This is a genomic window from Acrocarpospora sp. B8E8 (assembly GCF_039871605.1).
Lineage (GTDB): Bacteria > Actinomycetota > Actinomycetes > Streptosporangiales > Streptosporangiaceae > Acrocarpospora > Acrocarpospora macrocephala.
Map to the genome: position 1 here is coordinate 32,901 of NZ_JBDPLV010000055.1, position 15,139 is coordinate 48,039.

General features: G+C 71.1%; 12 protein-coding genes. 4 read left to right on the forward strand and 8 right to left on the reverse strand.

Translation table 11 applies throughout. The features are described 5' to 3' along the window. From ABGB08_RS38545 to ABGB08_RS38560, 4 genes are all read right to left on the reverse strand, one after another. Positions 1-240: a hypothetical protein gene (locus tag ABGB08_RS38545; protein WP_347601085.1), complete on the reverse strand. Its 240-nt coding sequence runs from the start codon at positions 238-240 to the stop codon at positions 1-3. Further along, complete coding sequence (locus ABGB08_RS38550; RefSeq protein ID WP_155359785.1) at positions 237-614, reverse strand: DUF948 domain-containing protein; 378 nt, start codon at positions 612-614, stop codon at positions 237-239. The genes ABGB08_RS38545 and ABGB08_RS38550 overlap by 4 nt, the downstream gene beginning before the upstream one ends. A gap of 67 nt (positions 615-681) precedes the next feature. After that, positions 682-1,923, reverse strand: coding sequence for a replication-associated recombination protein A (locus ABGB08_RS38555; protein ID WP_347601160.1), 1,242 nt, complete (start codon positions 1,921-1,923; stop codon positions 682-684). Between the two features lie 74 nt (positions 1,924-1,997). Further along, positions 1,998-2,444, reverse strand: coding sequence for a DUF2231 domain-containing protein (locus ABGB08_RS38560; protein ID WP_347601088.1), 447 nt, complete (start codon positions 2,442-2,444; stop codon positions 1,998-2,000). A 146-nt stretch (positions 2,445-2,590) separates the two neighbouring features. Between ABGB08_RS38560 and ABGB08_RS38565 the strand changes: the two genes are divergently transcribed. Beyond that, positions 2,591-4,678, forward strand: coding sequence for an MMPL family transporter (locus tag ABGB08_RS38565; RefSeq protein ID WP_347601090.1), 2,088 nt, complete (start codon positions 2,591-2,593; stop codon positions 4,676-4,678). On the opposite strand, the gene ABGB08_RS38570 is transcribed toward ABGB08_RS38565, so the two are convergent. After that, the gene (locus ABGB08_RS38570; RefSeq protein ID WP_347601092.1) at positions 4,675-7,872 is read right to left on the reverse strand and encodes a S41 family peptidase; all 3,198 of its coding nucleotides are present in this window, start codon (positions 7,870-7,872) and stop codon (positions 4,675-4,677) included. The two genes, ABGB08_RS38565 and ABGB08_RS38570, sit on opposite strands and share 4 nt — an antisense overlap. Positions 7,873-8,026: 154 nt before the next feature. Here ABGB08_RS38570 and ABGB08_RS38575 point away from each other — a divergent pair, with 154 nt between their 5' ends. The 3 genes from ABGB08_RS38575 to ABGB08_RS38585 all read left to right on the forward strand — a co-directional run bounded on the left by ABGB08_RS38575 (position 8,027) and on the right by ABGB08_RS38585 (position 11,254). Beyond that, on the forward strand, positions 8,027-8,911 hold the full coding sequence (locus ABGB08_RS38575; protein ID WP_347601094.1) for a peptidylprolyl isomerase: 885 nt from the start codon (positions 8,027-8,029) through the stop codon (positions 8,909-8,911). A 181-nt stretch (positions 8,912-9,092) separates the two neighbouring features. Then, positions 9,093-10,298: a cytochrome P450 gene (locus tag ABGB08_RS38580; protein ID WP_347601096.1), complete on the forward strand. Its 1,206-nt coding sequence runs from the start codon at positions 9,093-9,095 to the stop codon at positions 10,296-10,298. A 146-nt stretch (positions 10,299-10,444) separates the two neighbouring features. Next, a complete protein-coding gene (locus ABGB08_RS38585; protein WP_347601098.1) occupies positions 10,445-11,254 on the forward strand; it encodes an SAM-dependent methyltransferase in 810 nt (269 codons plus the stop codon). 161 nt (positions 11,255-11,415) lie between these two features. On the opposite strand, the gene aspS is transcribed toward ABGB08_RS38585, so the two are convergent. The 3 genes from aspS to ABGB08_RS38600 are packed head-to-tail and all read right to left on the reverse strand — an operon-like array spanning position 11,416 to position 15,097. After that, the gene (aspS, locus tag ABGB08_RS38590; protein WP_347601100.1) at positions 11,416-13,155 is read right to left on the reverse strand and encodes an aspartate--tRNA ligase; all 1,740 of its coding nucleotides are present in this window, start codon (positions 13,153-13,155) and stop codon (positions 11,416-11,418) included. Further along, a complete protein-coding gene (hisS, locus tag ABGB08_RS38595) occupies positions 13,152-14,408 on the reverse strand; it encodes a histidine--tRNA ligase (RefSeq protein ID WP_347601102.1) in 1,257 nt (418 codons plus the stop codon). Before hisS ends, aspS begins: the two co-directional genes overlap by 4 nt. Beyond that, complete coding sequence (locus tag ABGB08_RS38600) at positions 14,408-15,097, reverse strand: MBL fold metallo-hydrolase (RefSeq protein ID WP_347601104.1); 690 nt, start codon at positions 15,095-15,097, stop codon at positions 14,408-14,410. Before ABGB08_RS38600 ends, hisS begins: the two co-directional genes overlap by 1 nt. Positions 15,098-15,139: the final 42 nt, after the last annotated feature.

Genomic DNA, 15,139 nt, shown 5'->3' on the forward strand with positions numbered 1-15,139 from the left:
TCAGCGGCCATCCCTTACGTTCGGTGGTAGTTGTTGTGTCGTACTTACACTGTCCAGTCCATAGCGGGCGCGCAACTCGGTTTCCCGGCTCCACGCCTGGTCGCGGACGTCGGCCGCGAAGCCCCTGAGCTGGTCGGCGGCCCGCCGGGCGACGTGGTCGGGCTTGAGCGCGCGCAGCCTGCGCTGCACCCAGACGGCCAGATACGCGCCCAGCGCCATGTAGAACAACCGGCGGATCACGATTTCCTCCCGCCGATCATGCGCGGGCGGCGGCGGGTCAGCGCGGCCTTGACGCCGTGCGCGATCGAGGAGATCTTGACGATCGGCCCGGCCACGATCGAGGAGGCGACGCCGGTGAGCTTGGCCATGTCGCCGCTGGCGTGCTTCATGTTCTCGGCGATCGCCTCGACGGCCACCAGCTGCCGGTTGGTCTCGTTGATCGTGAAGCTGACGTCTTCCAGCAGCGGCCCGACCCGCTCCCCCAGCTCGGAGACCATCTTGGTGGTCTCGACGAGCAGGCGGGCCAGCTTGACCAGGACGAACGCCAGGAAGCAGACGAGGATCGCCCAGAACAGGGCGACGATCAGGCCCGCGACCTCTCCCGCGGTGAGCATGCGGCCTCCTAGATGATCCTGGCTGGAATGGCAAGACCCTATCGCGCTCTGCCCGTGAGCCGGGTGGTCACGCCCCGCGCAGGAAAGCGCGGATTTTGGCCCAGCGTTCGGCCACGGGGGCTTCCGCGCCATGGGTGGTGGGTTCGTAGTACCGCCGGTCGCGGAGCTCCTCCGGCGCGTAGTCCTGCTTGACCAGGCCGTGGTCGAAGTCGTGCGGGTACTTGTAGCCGTCGCCGTGGCCCAGCTTCTTGGCCCCGCCGTAGTGGGCGTCCCGCAGGTGGCCGGGGACGTGCCCGATCGCGCCGCGCCGCACGTCGTCGGAGGCCGCGCCGATGGCCTTGACGACCGCGTTGGACTTGGGGGCCAGGGCGCAGTGGATGACCGCGTGGGCCAGGTTGATCTTGCCTTCGGGCAGGCCGATGAACTCGACCGCCTGGGCGGCGGCGACCGCGACCTGCAGGCAGGTGGGGTCGGCCAGGCCGACGTCCTCGGAGGCGAAGATGACGATGCGGCGGGCGATGAAGCGCGGGTCCTCCCCTGCCTCGACCATCCGGGCCAGGTAGTGCACGGCGGCGTCGGCGTCGGAGCCGCGCATGCTCTTGATGAACGCGCTGATCACGTCGTAGTGCTGGTCGCCCTGCCGGTCGTACCGGACCGCGGCCTTGTCGACGGCCTTCTCGACCACCTCGACGGTGATGTCGTCGGCCAGCAGGGCGGCGGCCTCCAGGTAGGTCAGGGAACGCCGGGCGTCGCCGCCCGCCAGCCGTACCAGCTGGGCCAGGGCGTCGGGGTGGAGGGTGGCGCGCCCGGCCAGGCCGCGCGGGTCGGTGAGGGCGCGGCCGACGACCTCGGCCACGTCCTCGTCGCCGAGCGACTCCAGGGTGAGCAGCAGCGAGCGGGACAGCAGCGGGGAGATCACCGAGAAGAACGGGTTCTCGGTGGTGGCGCCGATGAAGGTGACCCAGCGGTTCTCCACGGCCGGGAGCAGCGCGTCCTGCTGGGCCTTGTTGAAGCGGTGCACCTCGTCCACGAACAGCACGGTCTGGCGGCCGGTCATGCCCAGCTCGGTCCGGGCCGCGTCGATGGCGGCCCGGACGTCCTTGACCCCGGCGGAGACGGCGGAGACCTCCACGAACCGGCGTTTGGTCACGTTGGAGACGACGTAGGCGAGGGTGGTCTTGCCGGTGCCTGGCGGCCCCCACAGGAACAGCGACATCGGCGCCTCGCTCTCGACCAGGCGCCGCAGCGGCGTGCCGGAGCCGAGCAGGTGCCGCTGGCCGATCACCTCGTCCAGGGTGCGCGGCCGCATCCGGACGGCGAGCGGCTCGGGAGTGGCGTCCCTCGCCGCCGCATCGAACAAGCTCTCCACATGGGGAGCCTAGCTCAGCCTCCCCACACCGCGGTCGCGCCGGAGTGCCCGGCCCGGAACACGTAGTAGCCGACCACGGCCGCCGCGACCACGGTCAGCGCGCCCACGATCATCGCGGACTGGCGGGTGGACCGGTTGGCCGCGTAGACCAGCACCAGCGCCAGCACGCCCAGGGCGATGGAGGCGATCAGCAGCGGGTTGGCGAAGGACTCGTGGGTGGCCACCGGCTCGGGGGTCTGGTCCTGGAAGAGCCGGGTCTTGAACGCCTCGCCGCTCTCCTTGGCCACGAAGACGGTGATGGGGGCGGCCACGGCGAGCAGGGCGACCGCCCAGTCCAGCCGGGGGCGGAAGCGCGGGATCAGGGCGTACGCGGCGGACAGGACCGCCAGCAGCGGGGAGAAGACCACCGCCGCGTGGGTGACCAGCGGGTGCAGCGGAAGACCGAGGATTTCGTCGAACATGGGGCGCTCCTTGGAATGTCTCCCCTTGATACGGATGTGATCCGGAACAGGTTCTCAGAAAGATCGGAAAGATCGGATAAGGGAAGGAGCGCGCTCCTCCTCTCGGCGGATGTGGCGTTCGTCGCGGTGACGCCAGAATCGTGACCATGTTCGCCGCCCTCGGTCGCCTCTGCTTCCGCCGTCGCCGCCTGGTGCTGCTGTTCTGGACCGGCCTGCTCCTGGCGGGCTTCGGGTTCGGCAGCCAGGTCTTCGACCGCCTCGAACCCCAGCGCGCCTCCCCGGTCTTCGAATCGGTGCGGGGCGCGAACCTGATCGACGAGCACTCCCCCACCGGCGGCCGGGTGACCGGCCTCCTGGACGGCCCGCCGGTGGAGGCCGTCCGCGGCCAGGCCACCGCCGCCGTGGCCGACCTCAAGCTCATCCCGGGCGTGCACCAGGTCCGGTCCGCGTGGGACAGCGAGCGGCTGACCTCGACCGACGGCAAGGCGGGACTGATCGTCGTGGACCTGGTCAACGACCTGTCCGCCGAGCAGACCACGGAGGCCGTGGATCGCGTCGCCGAGCGGCTGCACGCCATCTCCGCGCCCGGCCTGCGGGTGCTGGCGGGCGGCAGGGCGCTGGTGAACCGGGAGGTGAACCAGCAGGTCGCCCAGGACACCACGCGCGCCGAGCTGATCTCCATCCCGGCCGCGCTGGTGGTCATGGTGCTGGTCTTCGGCGGGTTCCTGGCGGCGGGCGTGCCGGTGCTCGGCGCGCTCTGCTCGATCGCGGGCGCGCTGCTCACCCTGTACGGCTTCTCCACCCTGGGCGACCTGGACCCGAACATCGTCCCGGTGACCACCGTGCTCAGCCTGGGGCTCTCGCTGGACTACGCCCTGCTGTACGTCAGCCGCTACAAGGAGGAACGCCGCGACCACGAGGTGGCGGGCGCGATCGAGCGGGCGGCGGCCACGGCCGGGCGGGCGATCGGCTACTCGGCGGTCATCGTCGGCGTGTCGCTGGCCGGGCTGTTCGTCTTCCAGTCGCCCTTCTACCACGCCATCGGCGCGGCCGGAGTGAGCGTGGTCGCGGTGGCCGTGCTGGCCTCCCTGACGCTGACCCCGGCGCTGCTGGGGGCGCTCGGGAACCGGATCAAACCGCAGCGGGCCGGCTCGGACGAGGGCCGCTTCGCGCGGCTGGCGCGGGCGGTGCAGCGGCGGCCGGTCACCACCGTGGCGGTGGTCGGGCTGGTGCTGGTGGTCTCGGGGCTGCCGTTCCTGGGGGTCCGGTTCGGCAACGGAGGCGCCGATCTGCTGCCGGTCGGCTTCGAGAGCCGCCAGGTGGCCAACATCACCCGGGACCGGTTCCCGGGCGGCGACGCACCGGCGATCCAGCTGGTGGCGCGCTCGACGCAGGCGGAGCTCCAGGGGTATCTGGGCACGCTGCGGGGGTTCGCGCAGGTGGGGCGGGCCCGGCAGCTGGCGCCTGACGTCGCGATGGCGGAGGTCTTCCCGGTCGGGGACGGCCGGGACGCCCGGGCCGAGGACGCGGTCACCTGGTTACGGGACCACCGGCCCGCGTTTCCGCTGTACGTGACCGGCAACGCGGCCGGGCTGATGGACTTCCGGGCGGAGATGGCCGGACGCCTGCCGTGGGCCATCGGCGTGGTGGCGCTCGGCTCGTTCGTGATGTTGTTCCTGCTCACCGGCTCGGTCCTGGTGCCGGTCAAGGCGCTCCTCATGAACACGCTGTCGCTCGGCGCCGCCTTCGGGGCGATAGTCCTGATATTTCAGGATGGGTTCTTAGCGGAGGTGCTGGGGTTCACCCCGACGGGGACGCTGGAGACCTGGGTCCCCGTGCTGGTGTTCATGTTCGCCTTCGGGCTCTCCATGGACTACGAGGTGTTCCTGCTGGCCCGGATCAAGGAGTTCCACGACGCCGGGCTGCCCAACGACCGGGCCGTCGCGGTCGGGCTGCAGCGCTCCGGCAGGATCATCACCTCGGCGGCGCTGGTCATGGTCGTGGTGTTCGGCGGCTTCGCGGCCGGGCAGATGCTGGGCATCAAGGAGATGGGCCTGGCGCTGGCCATCGCCATCGCGGTGGACGCCACGCTGGTCCGCTGCCTGCTGGTGCCCGCCACGATGACGCTGATGGGCCGCTGGAACTGGTGGGCGCCCGGGCCGCTGCGCCGCCTGCACGACCGGTTCGGGCTCCGGGAGGGGAAGTCCGAAAAGGATCCGGTGCCGGTCGGTTAGCGGCCGCGGAACGGGCGGGTCGCCGGGTCGGGCGGCCCGCCCGCCGGGCGTTCCGCCAGGGCCTCCAGCGCGAGCCGTACCGCGGTGTCGAGCTGGGGGTCGGTGCCGCGGGCCCAGTCGGCGGGGGTGATGAGCACCTCCACGTCGGGGGTCGCGCCGCGGTTCTCCAGCTCCCAGCCGTACCGTTCGATCCAGTAGCCGTAGCCGGGGACGGTGATCGCCGAGCCGTCGCCGAGCAGGTGCCAGCCGTCGATGCCGATCACGCCGCCCCAGGTGCGGGCGCCGACCACCGGGCCGAGGCCGAGCGACTGCACGGCGGCGGTGATGACGTCGCCGTCCGAGCAGGTCTCCTCGTCGCACAGCACGACCACGGGGCCGCGCGGCGCGTCCCTGGGGTAGCTCTCCGGCTCGTAGCGGCGGGAGATGTTCCAGCCGACGATCCGCCGGGACAGCTTCTCCACGACCAGCTCGGAGGTGTGGCCGCCGCGGTTGCCGCGCACGTCCACGATCACGCCCGCCATGGTGAGCTCGCGGGACAGGTCGCGATGCAGCTGGGCCCAGCCGGACGGGCCCATGTCGGGCACGTGCAGGTAGCCCAGCTTGCCGTCGGAGAGTTCCCGGACGCGGGCGCGGCGGTCGCCCACCCAGGCGTGGTAGCGCAGGTAGACGTCGTCGATGACGGGGACGACCGCGATCCTGCTGATCTTGTCGCCGGATTCGACGGTGAGCTCGATCGCGCGGCCCGCGGTGTCCACCAGGAGTTCGGCGGGGCCCTTGCGGGGGTCGATCGGGTGGCCGTCGATGGCCAGCAGGGCGTCGCCCGGCCGTACGCCGGTGCCCTGCAGGGGGGAGCGGGCGTGCGGGTCGGACAGTTCGGCGGGGTAGATGCGGCGGATCCGCCACAGGCCGTCGGTGTCGGGGGCGAGGTCGGCGCCGAGCATGCCGACATACCGGCCGGAGCCCCAGGCCCGGCCGAACACGTAGGCGTGTGAGGCGCCCAGCTCGCCGACGGCCTCGGCCAGCAGGTCGGCGAAGTCGTCGCCGCCCGCGATCCGGTCCAGCCACGGGCGGTACCGCGCCAGCACGCCCGGCCAGTCCACGCCGGCCATGTCGGCGACCCAGAAGTGGTCGCGGACGATCCGCCCGGCCTCCGCGTACGCCTGCCGCCACCGCCGCACCGGATCCACCTCGACCCGGATCCTGGACAGGTCCACCGTGACGCCGTCGCCGTTCTTGCCGGTGGCGGAGATCACCCGCACCTCGTGGCCGTCCAGCACCACGACCTTGGCGCCGTCGCCGCTGACCGAGAACCGGCCGATCCCCTCGGCCAGCTCCTCGCACTTGCGCTTGTCCAGGTCGAAGCGTTCCAGGGTGGGGCTCTCCCCGGCCTGCCAGCGAAGCCAGGCCAGGCCGCCCTTGACCGCGCGCAGGCCGTAGTAGCGGGCCTCCGGCACCGGCAGCGCCACGATCCGGCCCTCCAGGCCCTCGATGTCCGTCTCGACCGGGGAGTCGCCGTTGGGGCTCTCCACCGGGCGGCCGAGGACCGACGGCGCGAACGGGGACGGCGCGCCCGCCTGCAGGGGCAGCAGGTAGGGGCGGGAGCCGAGCGGGAACGCCAGGTCGAAGCTGTGCGCGTCGTAGATGGCGTCGAAGCCGCGCCGGGACAGGAAGGCGAGGTGGCGGCCGTCGAGGGTGAACGCGGGCCAGGTGTCGGTGAACCTGCCGTCGGTCACCTCCACGACGGCGATCTCGGTGCCGATCTCCGTGCCCTCCTCCGGGAGGCGGGCCATCCTGATCGCGCTGGAGAAGCCGCTCACCGGGTGGCACCAGACCAGCCACTCGCTGCGCGGGTCGAAGCCCATGCCGGTGATCCGGCCGTTGGCGGTGCGGGTGAGCTCGGTGATGGCGCCCGTCTCCACCCGGATCAGCAGGAGCCGGCCGTCGTGGCAGGACACGGCGATCATCGAGCCGTCCGGGGACGCTTCCAGGCCGACCACCCGGCCGAGCTCCCCGGCGGCGATGGTCCGGACCGTGCCGCCGGGTTCGGCCAGCTCGATGCCGTCCTCCCCGGCCGCGTCGGTCACCCAGGCGGCCGGGCCGTTGATCCGCTTGCCGAGCTTCTTCTTCTCGTCCGGCTCCTCCCCGTTCTCCTTGGGCTCGTCCTTCTCCTCGTCCTTCTTCTCGTCGTCCTTGGACTCGGGCGGTTCGTGGCCGCCGAGCACGATCGGCAGGCGGGCGCGCACGCCCGGCCGGGACGACAGCGCGCGGGCGGGCCCGTCCTCGTGGGTCAGCCAGTGCACCGTTCCGGCCACTTCGACCACGCTCGCCCGCCCGGTCGCGTCACAGGCCAGATTCCGGACATGCGGATGCGCCGGGTACGCCTGCCGCCCCCGCCCCGCGCCCCCCAGCGTCACCTCCAGCCGCTCCGGCGCCGCGTCCAGGCTGGGCAGCAGCCACAGCTCGCCGGCCCTGGCGTACACGATCCGCTCCCCGTCGGTGGCCGCCTGGCGGGCGTAGAAATCGTGGTGGTCGGTGTGCTTGACCAGGTCGGAGCCGTCCAGCGCGCACGAGTAGAGGTTCCCCACCCCCTCGTGGTCGGACAGGAACACGATCCGCTCCCCGACCAGCATCGGCGCGGCCAGCTGCCCCTCCACGGCGAGCGGCACCCGGGTTCCGTCCAGCCACAGCCGCCCGGTCCCGCCGCCCCGATACCGCTTCCAGTGCGCCGGATCGTGGCTGGCGGAGCCGGTGAGCAGCAGCGTCCGCCCCCCGGCCAGCTGCAGATCCGAGACCGGCCCGTACGGCAGCCGCGTGCCGGGCCCGCCCGCCACCGGCACCGTGTACGCCATGGTCCAGAAGTGGAACGGCTGGTCATGCGCCGCCGTGGCCACCACCGTCTGCGGATCGGCCCAGCCGCGCACCCGGGTGCGGTAGTTGGCCCAGTGGGTCGCCCGCGTCGCAGGCCCGCCCTCGACCGGCGCGACGTGCACCTCCGGATCGGTATCGCGCCAGCTCGTCCAGGCCACCCGGGCGCCGTCCGGCGAGATCCTCGGATGGCTCGCCCGGACCCGGTCGATGGTCAGCCGCCAGGCCCTGCCACCGCCCAGCGGAGCGATCCAGACATCATCCTCGGCGACAAAAGCCAGAAGGTCGCGGTGAATGTGGGGAAAGCGGAGGTATGACCCACTCGACACCCACACAATGCTAATCGCGCCCCCGGCAATGGCATAGCTCGTGCCGCGTGGGGCCCCTGGTGCGGCTGAGACTCCTGCTTACGCGAAGCGAACGAAATCGCGGCTAGAGTTGCGCATCGAACTGGTCATATATCGAAAAACGGAAGGTATAGCGGTGTCCGACACCATTCGGCAGAAGCAGCTGGCCCTGCGTAACCGCGGGGCCAAGCGCGGCACCATCCTCGGCGTCGGGCTGGTCATCGCGCTCGCGGCGCTCACCGCCTGCAGCGGCTCCGACGCGGGGACGGCCGCCCAGACGACGGCTCCGGCCGAGTCCGGCGCTCCCTCGTCGCTGCCTCCCTCGGCGGTTCCCTCCGCGGTCCCGTCGGAGCTCCCGGAGCCGAGCGCCGCTGCCACGGTCGACCCGGCCAAGGTGACCTGCGAGTACCGCAAGGACGACTCCGGCAGCCCGGCCAAGTTCGTCGGCTTCCCGCCCAAGAAGCCGACCAAGGCCGCGTTGAAGGCCAAGACCATGACGATGCGCACCAACCACGGTGACATCGTGATCGAGTTGACGCCGTACACGCCGTGCACGGTGAACTCGTTCGCGTTCCTGGCGAGCAAGAAGTATTTCGACAACACCGTCTGCCACCGGCTGGTCACCGCCGAGACCAACGGGCTCGACCTGCTCCAGTGCGGCGACCCGCAGGCCAAGGGCGACGGGGAGAACGCGACCGACGGCACCGGCGGGCCCGGCTACCTGTTCCCGGACGAGAACCTCGGCCCGCAGTACGTGCGCGGCGTGGTCTTCATGGCGCAGGGCGGGGACGCGGCCAACTCCAACGGCAGCCAGTTCGCGATCTCCTTCAGCAACGAGAACGCCCAGCTGCCCGCCGCGTACACGCCGTTCGGCGTGGTGGTGAAGGGCATGGAGATCGTCGACAAGATCGTCGCGGGTGGCGTCAACACCGCGCCCGACGGGATCGACATCACCAGCGACGAGGGCGGCTCGAACGCGCCGAAGATCCCCGTCAAGATCAAGACGGTCGTGGTGCGCTAGTTCCCTTTCGGGTGGCGGGTCCGCCGGACACGCCACCCGAATTGGGGGATCATGATGGCTTCCATCTGACCCCTAGCGATTGACCAGAAACCCGTCCCATAGACAGCCGCATAGCCGCCGACCAGGCCATTCACCGCTGCGGCTGTCCAGATCACGACTTTCTAATCAATAGGAGCGGCAAGTGCCGGAGAAACTGCCGTTTGAGTTCATCCTGACGCCCGAGTTCGCCGCCGACCCGTACGCCGCCTATGGCGCCATCAGGGCCCGCGGGCCGGTCCACCCGATCGACTTCCCCCCGGGCTTCCAGGCGTTCGTGGTCATCGACCAGGAGCTCGGCCGGGCGGCCCTCGCCGACCCGCGGCTGTCCAAGGACATCACCGTCTACGGCGAGTACTTCCGGAAGGTCGCCGTCGACGACGACATCCTGCTCGACTCCAACATGTTGTCGGTCGACCCGCCGGACCACACCCGGCTGCGCCGGCTGGTGTCCAAGGCCTTCACGCCCCGCCGGGTGGAGGCGCTCCGGCCCAGGATCCAGGAGATCACCGACGAGCTGATCGCGGCCATGGAGCCGAACGGCCGGGCCGAACTGCTGGACGAGTTCGCCTTCCCGCTGCCGATCATCGTCATCTGCGAGCTGCTGGGGGTCCGCCCCGAGGACCGCCACCTGTTCCGCGAATGGTCGGGCCTGCTGATCAACCCGCGGTTCGAGGAGGAGCAGCAGCAGGCCCGCGCGGCGGCCGCGCGGAACACCCGGGCCTACTTCACCGAGATGATCGAGACCAGACGGGCGGATCCGCGCGACGACCTGATCAGCGCGCTGCTGGCGATCCAGGACGAGGGCGGCCTGACCGACAAGGAGATGATCTCCACCCTGACGCTGCTGCTGATCGCCGGGCACGAGACCACGGTGAACCTGATCGGCAACGGCATGCTGGCCCTGCTGCGCAACCCCGGCCAGCTCAAGCTGCTGCGCGACGATCCCGCCCTGCTGCCGTCGGCGATCGAGGAGTTCCTGCGCTACGACGGCCCGGTCGAGCGGTCCACCCCCCGCTTCTCCACCGAGGACCTGGAGCTCGGCGGGGTGGCCATCCCGCGCGGCAGCATGGTGCACATCTCGCTGGGTGCCGCCGGCCACGACCCCGCCGCGGTCGCCGACCCGTCCCGGCTGGACGTCACCAGGACCGAGAACCGGCACCTGGCCTTCGGGCACGGCATCCACTTCTGCCTGGGCGCGCCGCTGGCCCGGCTGGAGGGCCAGATCGCCATCGGGACGCTGCTGGAGCGGCTGCCCGGGATCGAGCTCGGGGTCGGCCCCGAGGAGATCCAGTACAAGATCACCGGCGCGGTGGTGCGCGGCCTGACCGCGCTGCCGGTCCGGTTCTGACATCTCGTGTCTGGTACGGTTCGCACCACTAGTGCCGCGAGCCGTACCATGCACGGAAATGTCGTGAAACGCGGGCCCCACGCGTGTCACGAGACCCTTCAGACTCCCCACCGGCAGGGGGCGGAGCGACGCCGGAAGGCGAGGACGTGACCGACCACGAGCAGGCCCCGTCATGGGTGATCAATCCTCATGTGCCCAGCGTGGCGCGCATGTACGACTACTACCTCGGGGGCAAGGACAACTTCGCCGCCGACCGCGAGGCCGCGGAACACGTGCTCTCGATCATGCCGTACGTGCGGGAGTTCACCCGTGACAACCGTGCCTTCCTGTCCCGCTCGGTCCGGCTCATCGCGGACGCCGGGGTGCGGCAGTTCCTGGACATCGGCTCGGGCCTGCCCACCCGGGAGAACGTGCACCAGGTCGCCCAGCAGACCGCCCCGGACTCCCGCGTCGTCTACGTGGACAACGACCCGATCGTGCTGGCCCACGGCCGCGCCCTACTGGCCGAGAACCCGCTCACCACGGTCGTCCAGGCCGACCTGCGCGAGCCCAAGGCCATCCTGGACCACCCGGAGGTGGCCGCCAGGATCGACTTCGGCCAGCCGGTGGCCTTACTCCTGCTGGCCGTGCTGCACTTCGTGGCCGACGATGAGGAGGCCGCCTCGATCGTGGCCCGGCTTCGGGAGCGGCTGGTACCTGGCAGCTACCTGGTCATCTCGCACGGGCACGCGGGCCGGGTCAGCAAGGAGGACGAGATCTCGGTGACCAGCACCTACAAGGCCACCAAGACGGGCAATCTGACGCCCAGGACATCGGACCAGATCCTCACCTACTTCGACGGCCTGGAGCTGCTGGAGCCCGGCCTGGTGCCGGTGGAGGCGTGGCGGCCGGAGTACGACGTCACCCCCGACTGGAGCAAGGCCGGCTTCCTCGGCGGCGTCGGCTACCTGCCCTGAACGCCACAGAACCGCCTCTAAAGCCCTGAAGAGCCCTCTCCGGGGCAATTCCTTGCCTAACGCCGCCTGGAGCCCCAGGGCGAGCTTCTGACGGCCGCGCGCGGGTTCCTTTACAAAGCAAGGCCCCGGCGACGCGCGGTCGCCGGGGCTGAGTGGTCGGGTCAGACCAGTTCCTGGGCGCGTGGCTTGGCGTCCACGCCCGCCTCCTTGCGCTGCTCGCCCGTGATCGGGGTGGGCGCCCCGGTCAGCGGGTCGAAGCCGGAGGCCGTCTTCGGGAAGGCGATGACGTCGCGGATCGAGTCGCCGCCCGCGAGCAGCATGCAGATCCGGTCCCAGCCGTAGGCGATGCCGCCGTGCGGGGGCGGGCCGTACTTGAAGGCTTCGAGCAGGAAGCCGAACTTGTTCTCGGCCTCCTCCTTGGAGATGCCGAGCACGCCGAACACGCGCTCCTGCATCTCGGCGCGGTGGATCCGGATCGAGCCGCCGCCGATCTCCATGCCGTTGCAGACCATGTCGTACGCGTAGGCCAGCGCCTCGCCCGGATGGTCCTGGAAGTCGTCGGCCCACTCCGGCTTGGGGCCGGTGAACGGGTGGTGCACGGCGGTCCAGCCGCCCTCGCCGTCCTCCTCGAACATGGGGGCGTCCACCACCCAGAGGAACGACCACTGGGACTCGTCGATCAGCCCGCAGCGGCGGCCGATCTCCAGGCGGGCCGCGCCCAGCAGGTCGCGGGCCGCGCGCGCCGGGCCCGCCGCGAAGAAGATCGCGTCGCCGACCTGGGCGCCGGTGGCGGCGGCCAGGCCGGAGATCTCCTCCTCCGACAGGTTCTTGGCGACCGGGCCGCCGAAGCCGTCCGGCTGGACCAGCACGTAGGCCAGGCCGCGCGCGCCGCGCGACTTGGCCCAGTCCTGCCAGCCGTCCAGCTCCTTGCGGGTCTGCGCGGCGCCGCCGGGCATCACGACGGCGCCGACGTGCTCGGCCTGGAAGACCCGGAAGGTGGTCTTGGCGAAGTATTCGGTGAGGTCGGTGAGCTCGCAGCCGAAGCGCAGGTCGGGCTTGTCGGAGCCGTACCTGGCCATGGCCTCGGCGTAGGTGAGGCGGGGCAGCGGGCGCGGCATGGTGTAGCCGACGGTGTCCTGCCAGACCCTGGCCATGATGGCCTCGCCGAGCTCCATCACGTCGTCCTGGTCGACGAAGGACATCTCGATGTCGATCTGGGTGAACTCGGGCTGCCGGTCGGCGCGCAGGTCCTCGTCGCGGAAACACCTGGTGAGCTGGTAGTAGCGTTCCAGGCCGCCCACCATGAGCAGCTGCTTGAACAGCTGCGGCGACTGGGGCAGCGCATACCAGCTGCCCGGCTGCAGCCGCACCGGGACCAGGAAGTCGCGCGCGCCCTCCGGCGTGGAGCGGGTCAGGTTGGGGGTCTCCACGTAGACGAAGTCACGCTCCCGCATGACCTCGTGCACCAGGTAGGTGGCCTTGGAGCGGGTGCGGAGCGCGTCGCCGACCTGCTGGCGGCGGATGTCCAGGTAGCGGTAGCGCAGCCGGGCCTCCTCCGAGACGCCGGAGTTGCCCTCGATCGGGAACGGCAGCGGCGCGGCCTCGCTCAGCACCTCGACCTGCGAGGCGACGACCTCGATCGCGCCGGTCGGCAGGTCGGGGTTCTCGTTGCCCTCCGGCCTGACCCGCACCTCGCCGACGACCTTCACGCAGTATTCGGAGCGCAGGCCGTGCGCGTCGTCCTCCTCGCGGAAGACGACCTGGGCCGAACCGGAGGCGTCGCGCAGGTCGATGAACACCACGCCACCGTGGTCACGACGGCGCGCTACCCAGCCCGCCAGCGTCACCTGCCGGCCGGCATGCTCGCGACGAAGCGTTCCTGCTTCGTGGGTGCGGATCACGAGAGTTTCCCTTTCAGGGTGTCGGCGACCTCGGCAAGCGGCACCGCGGTCTGCTCAGCAGTGGTGAGATCCTTCATTTGTACGGCTCCCGCCGCCAGATCCCGATCCCCGAGGATAAGGGCGAACCGGGCACCGCTGCGGTCGGCGGCCTTCATGGCCCCCTTCACCCCGCGTCCCCCGAAGGCCATGTCGACCGAGAGCCCGGCCCGCCGCAACTCCACGACCAGGCCGAACGCCACCCGCTTGGCCTCCTCGCCGAGCGGCACCGCGAACACGTCCACGGTGGCGGGCTCGGCGTCGAAAAGCCCTTCGGCCTCCATCGCCAGCACCGTGCGGTCCACCCCGAGCGCCCATCCCACGCTCGGCAGCGGCGGCCCGCCGATCATCTCGCTCAGCCCGTCGTAGCGGCCCCCGCCGCCGACCGCCGACTGGGCGCCCAGACCGTCGTGCAGGAACTCGAAGGTGGTACGCGTGTAGTAGTCGAGACCGCGCACCAGCCGGGGATCGTCGGTGTACTTCACCCCGGCGGCGGTCAGCAGCGTACGCACCTCTTCGTGGTAGGCCTTGCAGGCCCCGCACAGGTGGTCGGTGACCAGCGGCGCGCCGGTCAGCTGGGCCTGCACCTGCGGGCGCTTGTCGTCCAGCACCCGGAGCGGGTTGATCTCGATCCGCTGCCGGGTCTGCTCGTCCAGGTCGAGCCCGCGCAGGAAGTCCTGCAGGGCGGCCCGGTAGGCCGGACGGCACTCCGCGCACCCCAGCGAGTTGAGCAGCAGCCGCACCCCGCTCAGCCCGAGGGCGGCGTAACCGTCCACCGCCAGCGTGATCAGCTCGGCGTCCACGGCCGGGTCCTCGATGCCGATGGCCTCCGCGCCCACCTGGGAGAAGTGCCGGTAGCGGCCCTTCTGGGCCCGCTCGTAGCGGTAGTAGCTGCCCGAATACCAGAGCTTGACCGGCAGCGGGCCGCCGGGCAGGCCGTGCTCGAGCACGGCCCGCATCACCGAGGCGGTGCCCTCCGGGCGGAGCGTGATGGAACGCCCGCCCTTGTCCTCGAAGGTGTACATCTCCTTCGTCACGATGTCGGTGGATTCGCCGACGCCGCGGGAGAACAGGCCGGTGTCCTCGAACGCGGGCGTCTCGATGTAGCCGTACCCGGCCCGGCGGGTGGGCGCGGCCAGCGCGTCGCGGACGGCGAGCACGCGCTCGGAACGTGGCGGCATCCAGTCGAAGGTGCCCTTGGGCGCCTGAAAGCTCATTAGAGTCCCCTGTGCGGGCCACGCGCGGGCGGCAACTCCTGAAGATAGGGGTTGACGGCGCGCTCGCGGCCGATCGTCGTCTGTGGTCCATGGCCGGGCAGCACGGCCGTCTCGTCCGGCAGCGTCAACGCGCCGGCGAGGCTGCGCAGCATGGCCGAGTGGTCGCCGCCCGGCAGATCGGTGCGGCCGATGGAACCGGCGAACAGCAGGTCGCCGGAGAACAAGACCGGGGGGATCTCCTCGGCCGGGGGCAGCCGGAACGTCACCGAACCCCGGGTGTGGCCCGGGCGGTGATCGACGGTCAGCTCCAGGCCGGCGAGTTTCAGGGTCGCGCCGTCGGTCAGCTCGCGCACGTCGTCCGGCTCGCTCAGCTGGAGCCCGCCGAACACCTGGCTCGCCTGCGCCGAGATCCCCTTGGCCGGATCCGTGAGCAGTTCACGGTCGTCCGGATGAATCCATGCAGGAATGTCCCGGGCTCCGCAGACCGGCGCGACCGACCAGACGTGATCGAGGTGACCGTGCGTCAGCACGACCGCGACGGGCTTGAGCCGGTGCCCGCGCAGCACCTCGTCCAGCTCCCCGACAGCGTCCTGACCTGGGTCGACGACCACGCACTCGGCGCCGGCCTCGGGCGCGATCACATAACAATTTGCCTGAAAGGACCCAGCGGGGAACGCGGCGATCAACAACGGAAAGGCCTCGATGTCTCAAGGATTGCGCGAGCGAATGTA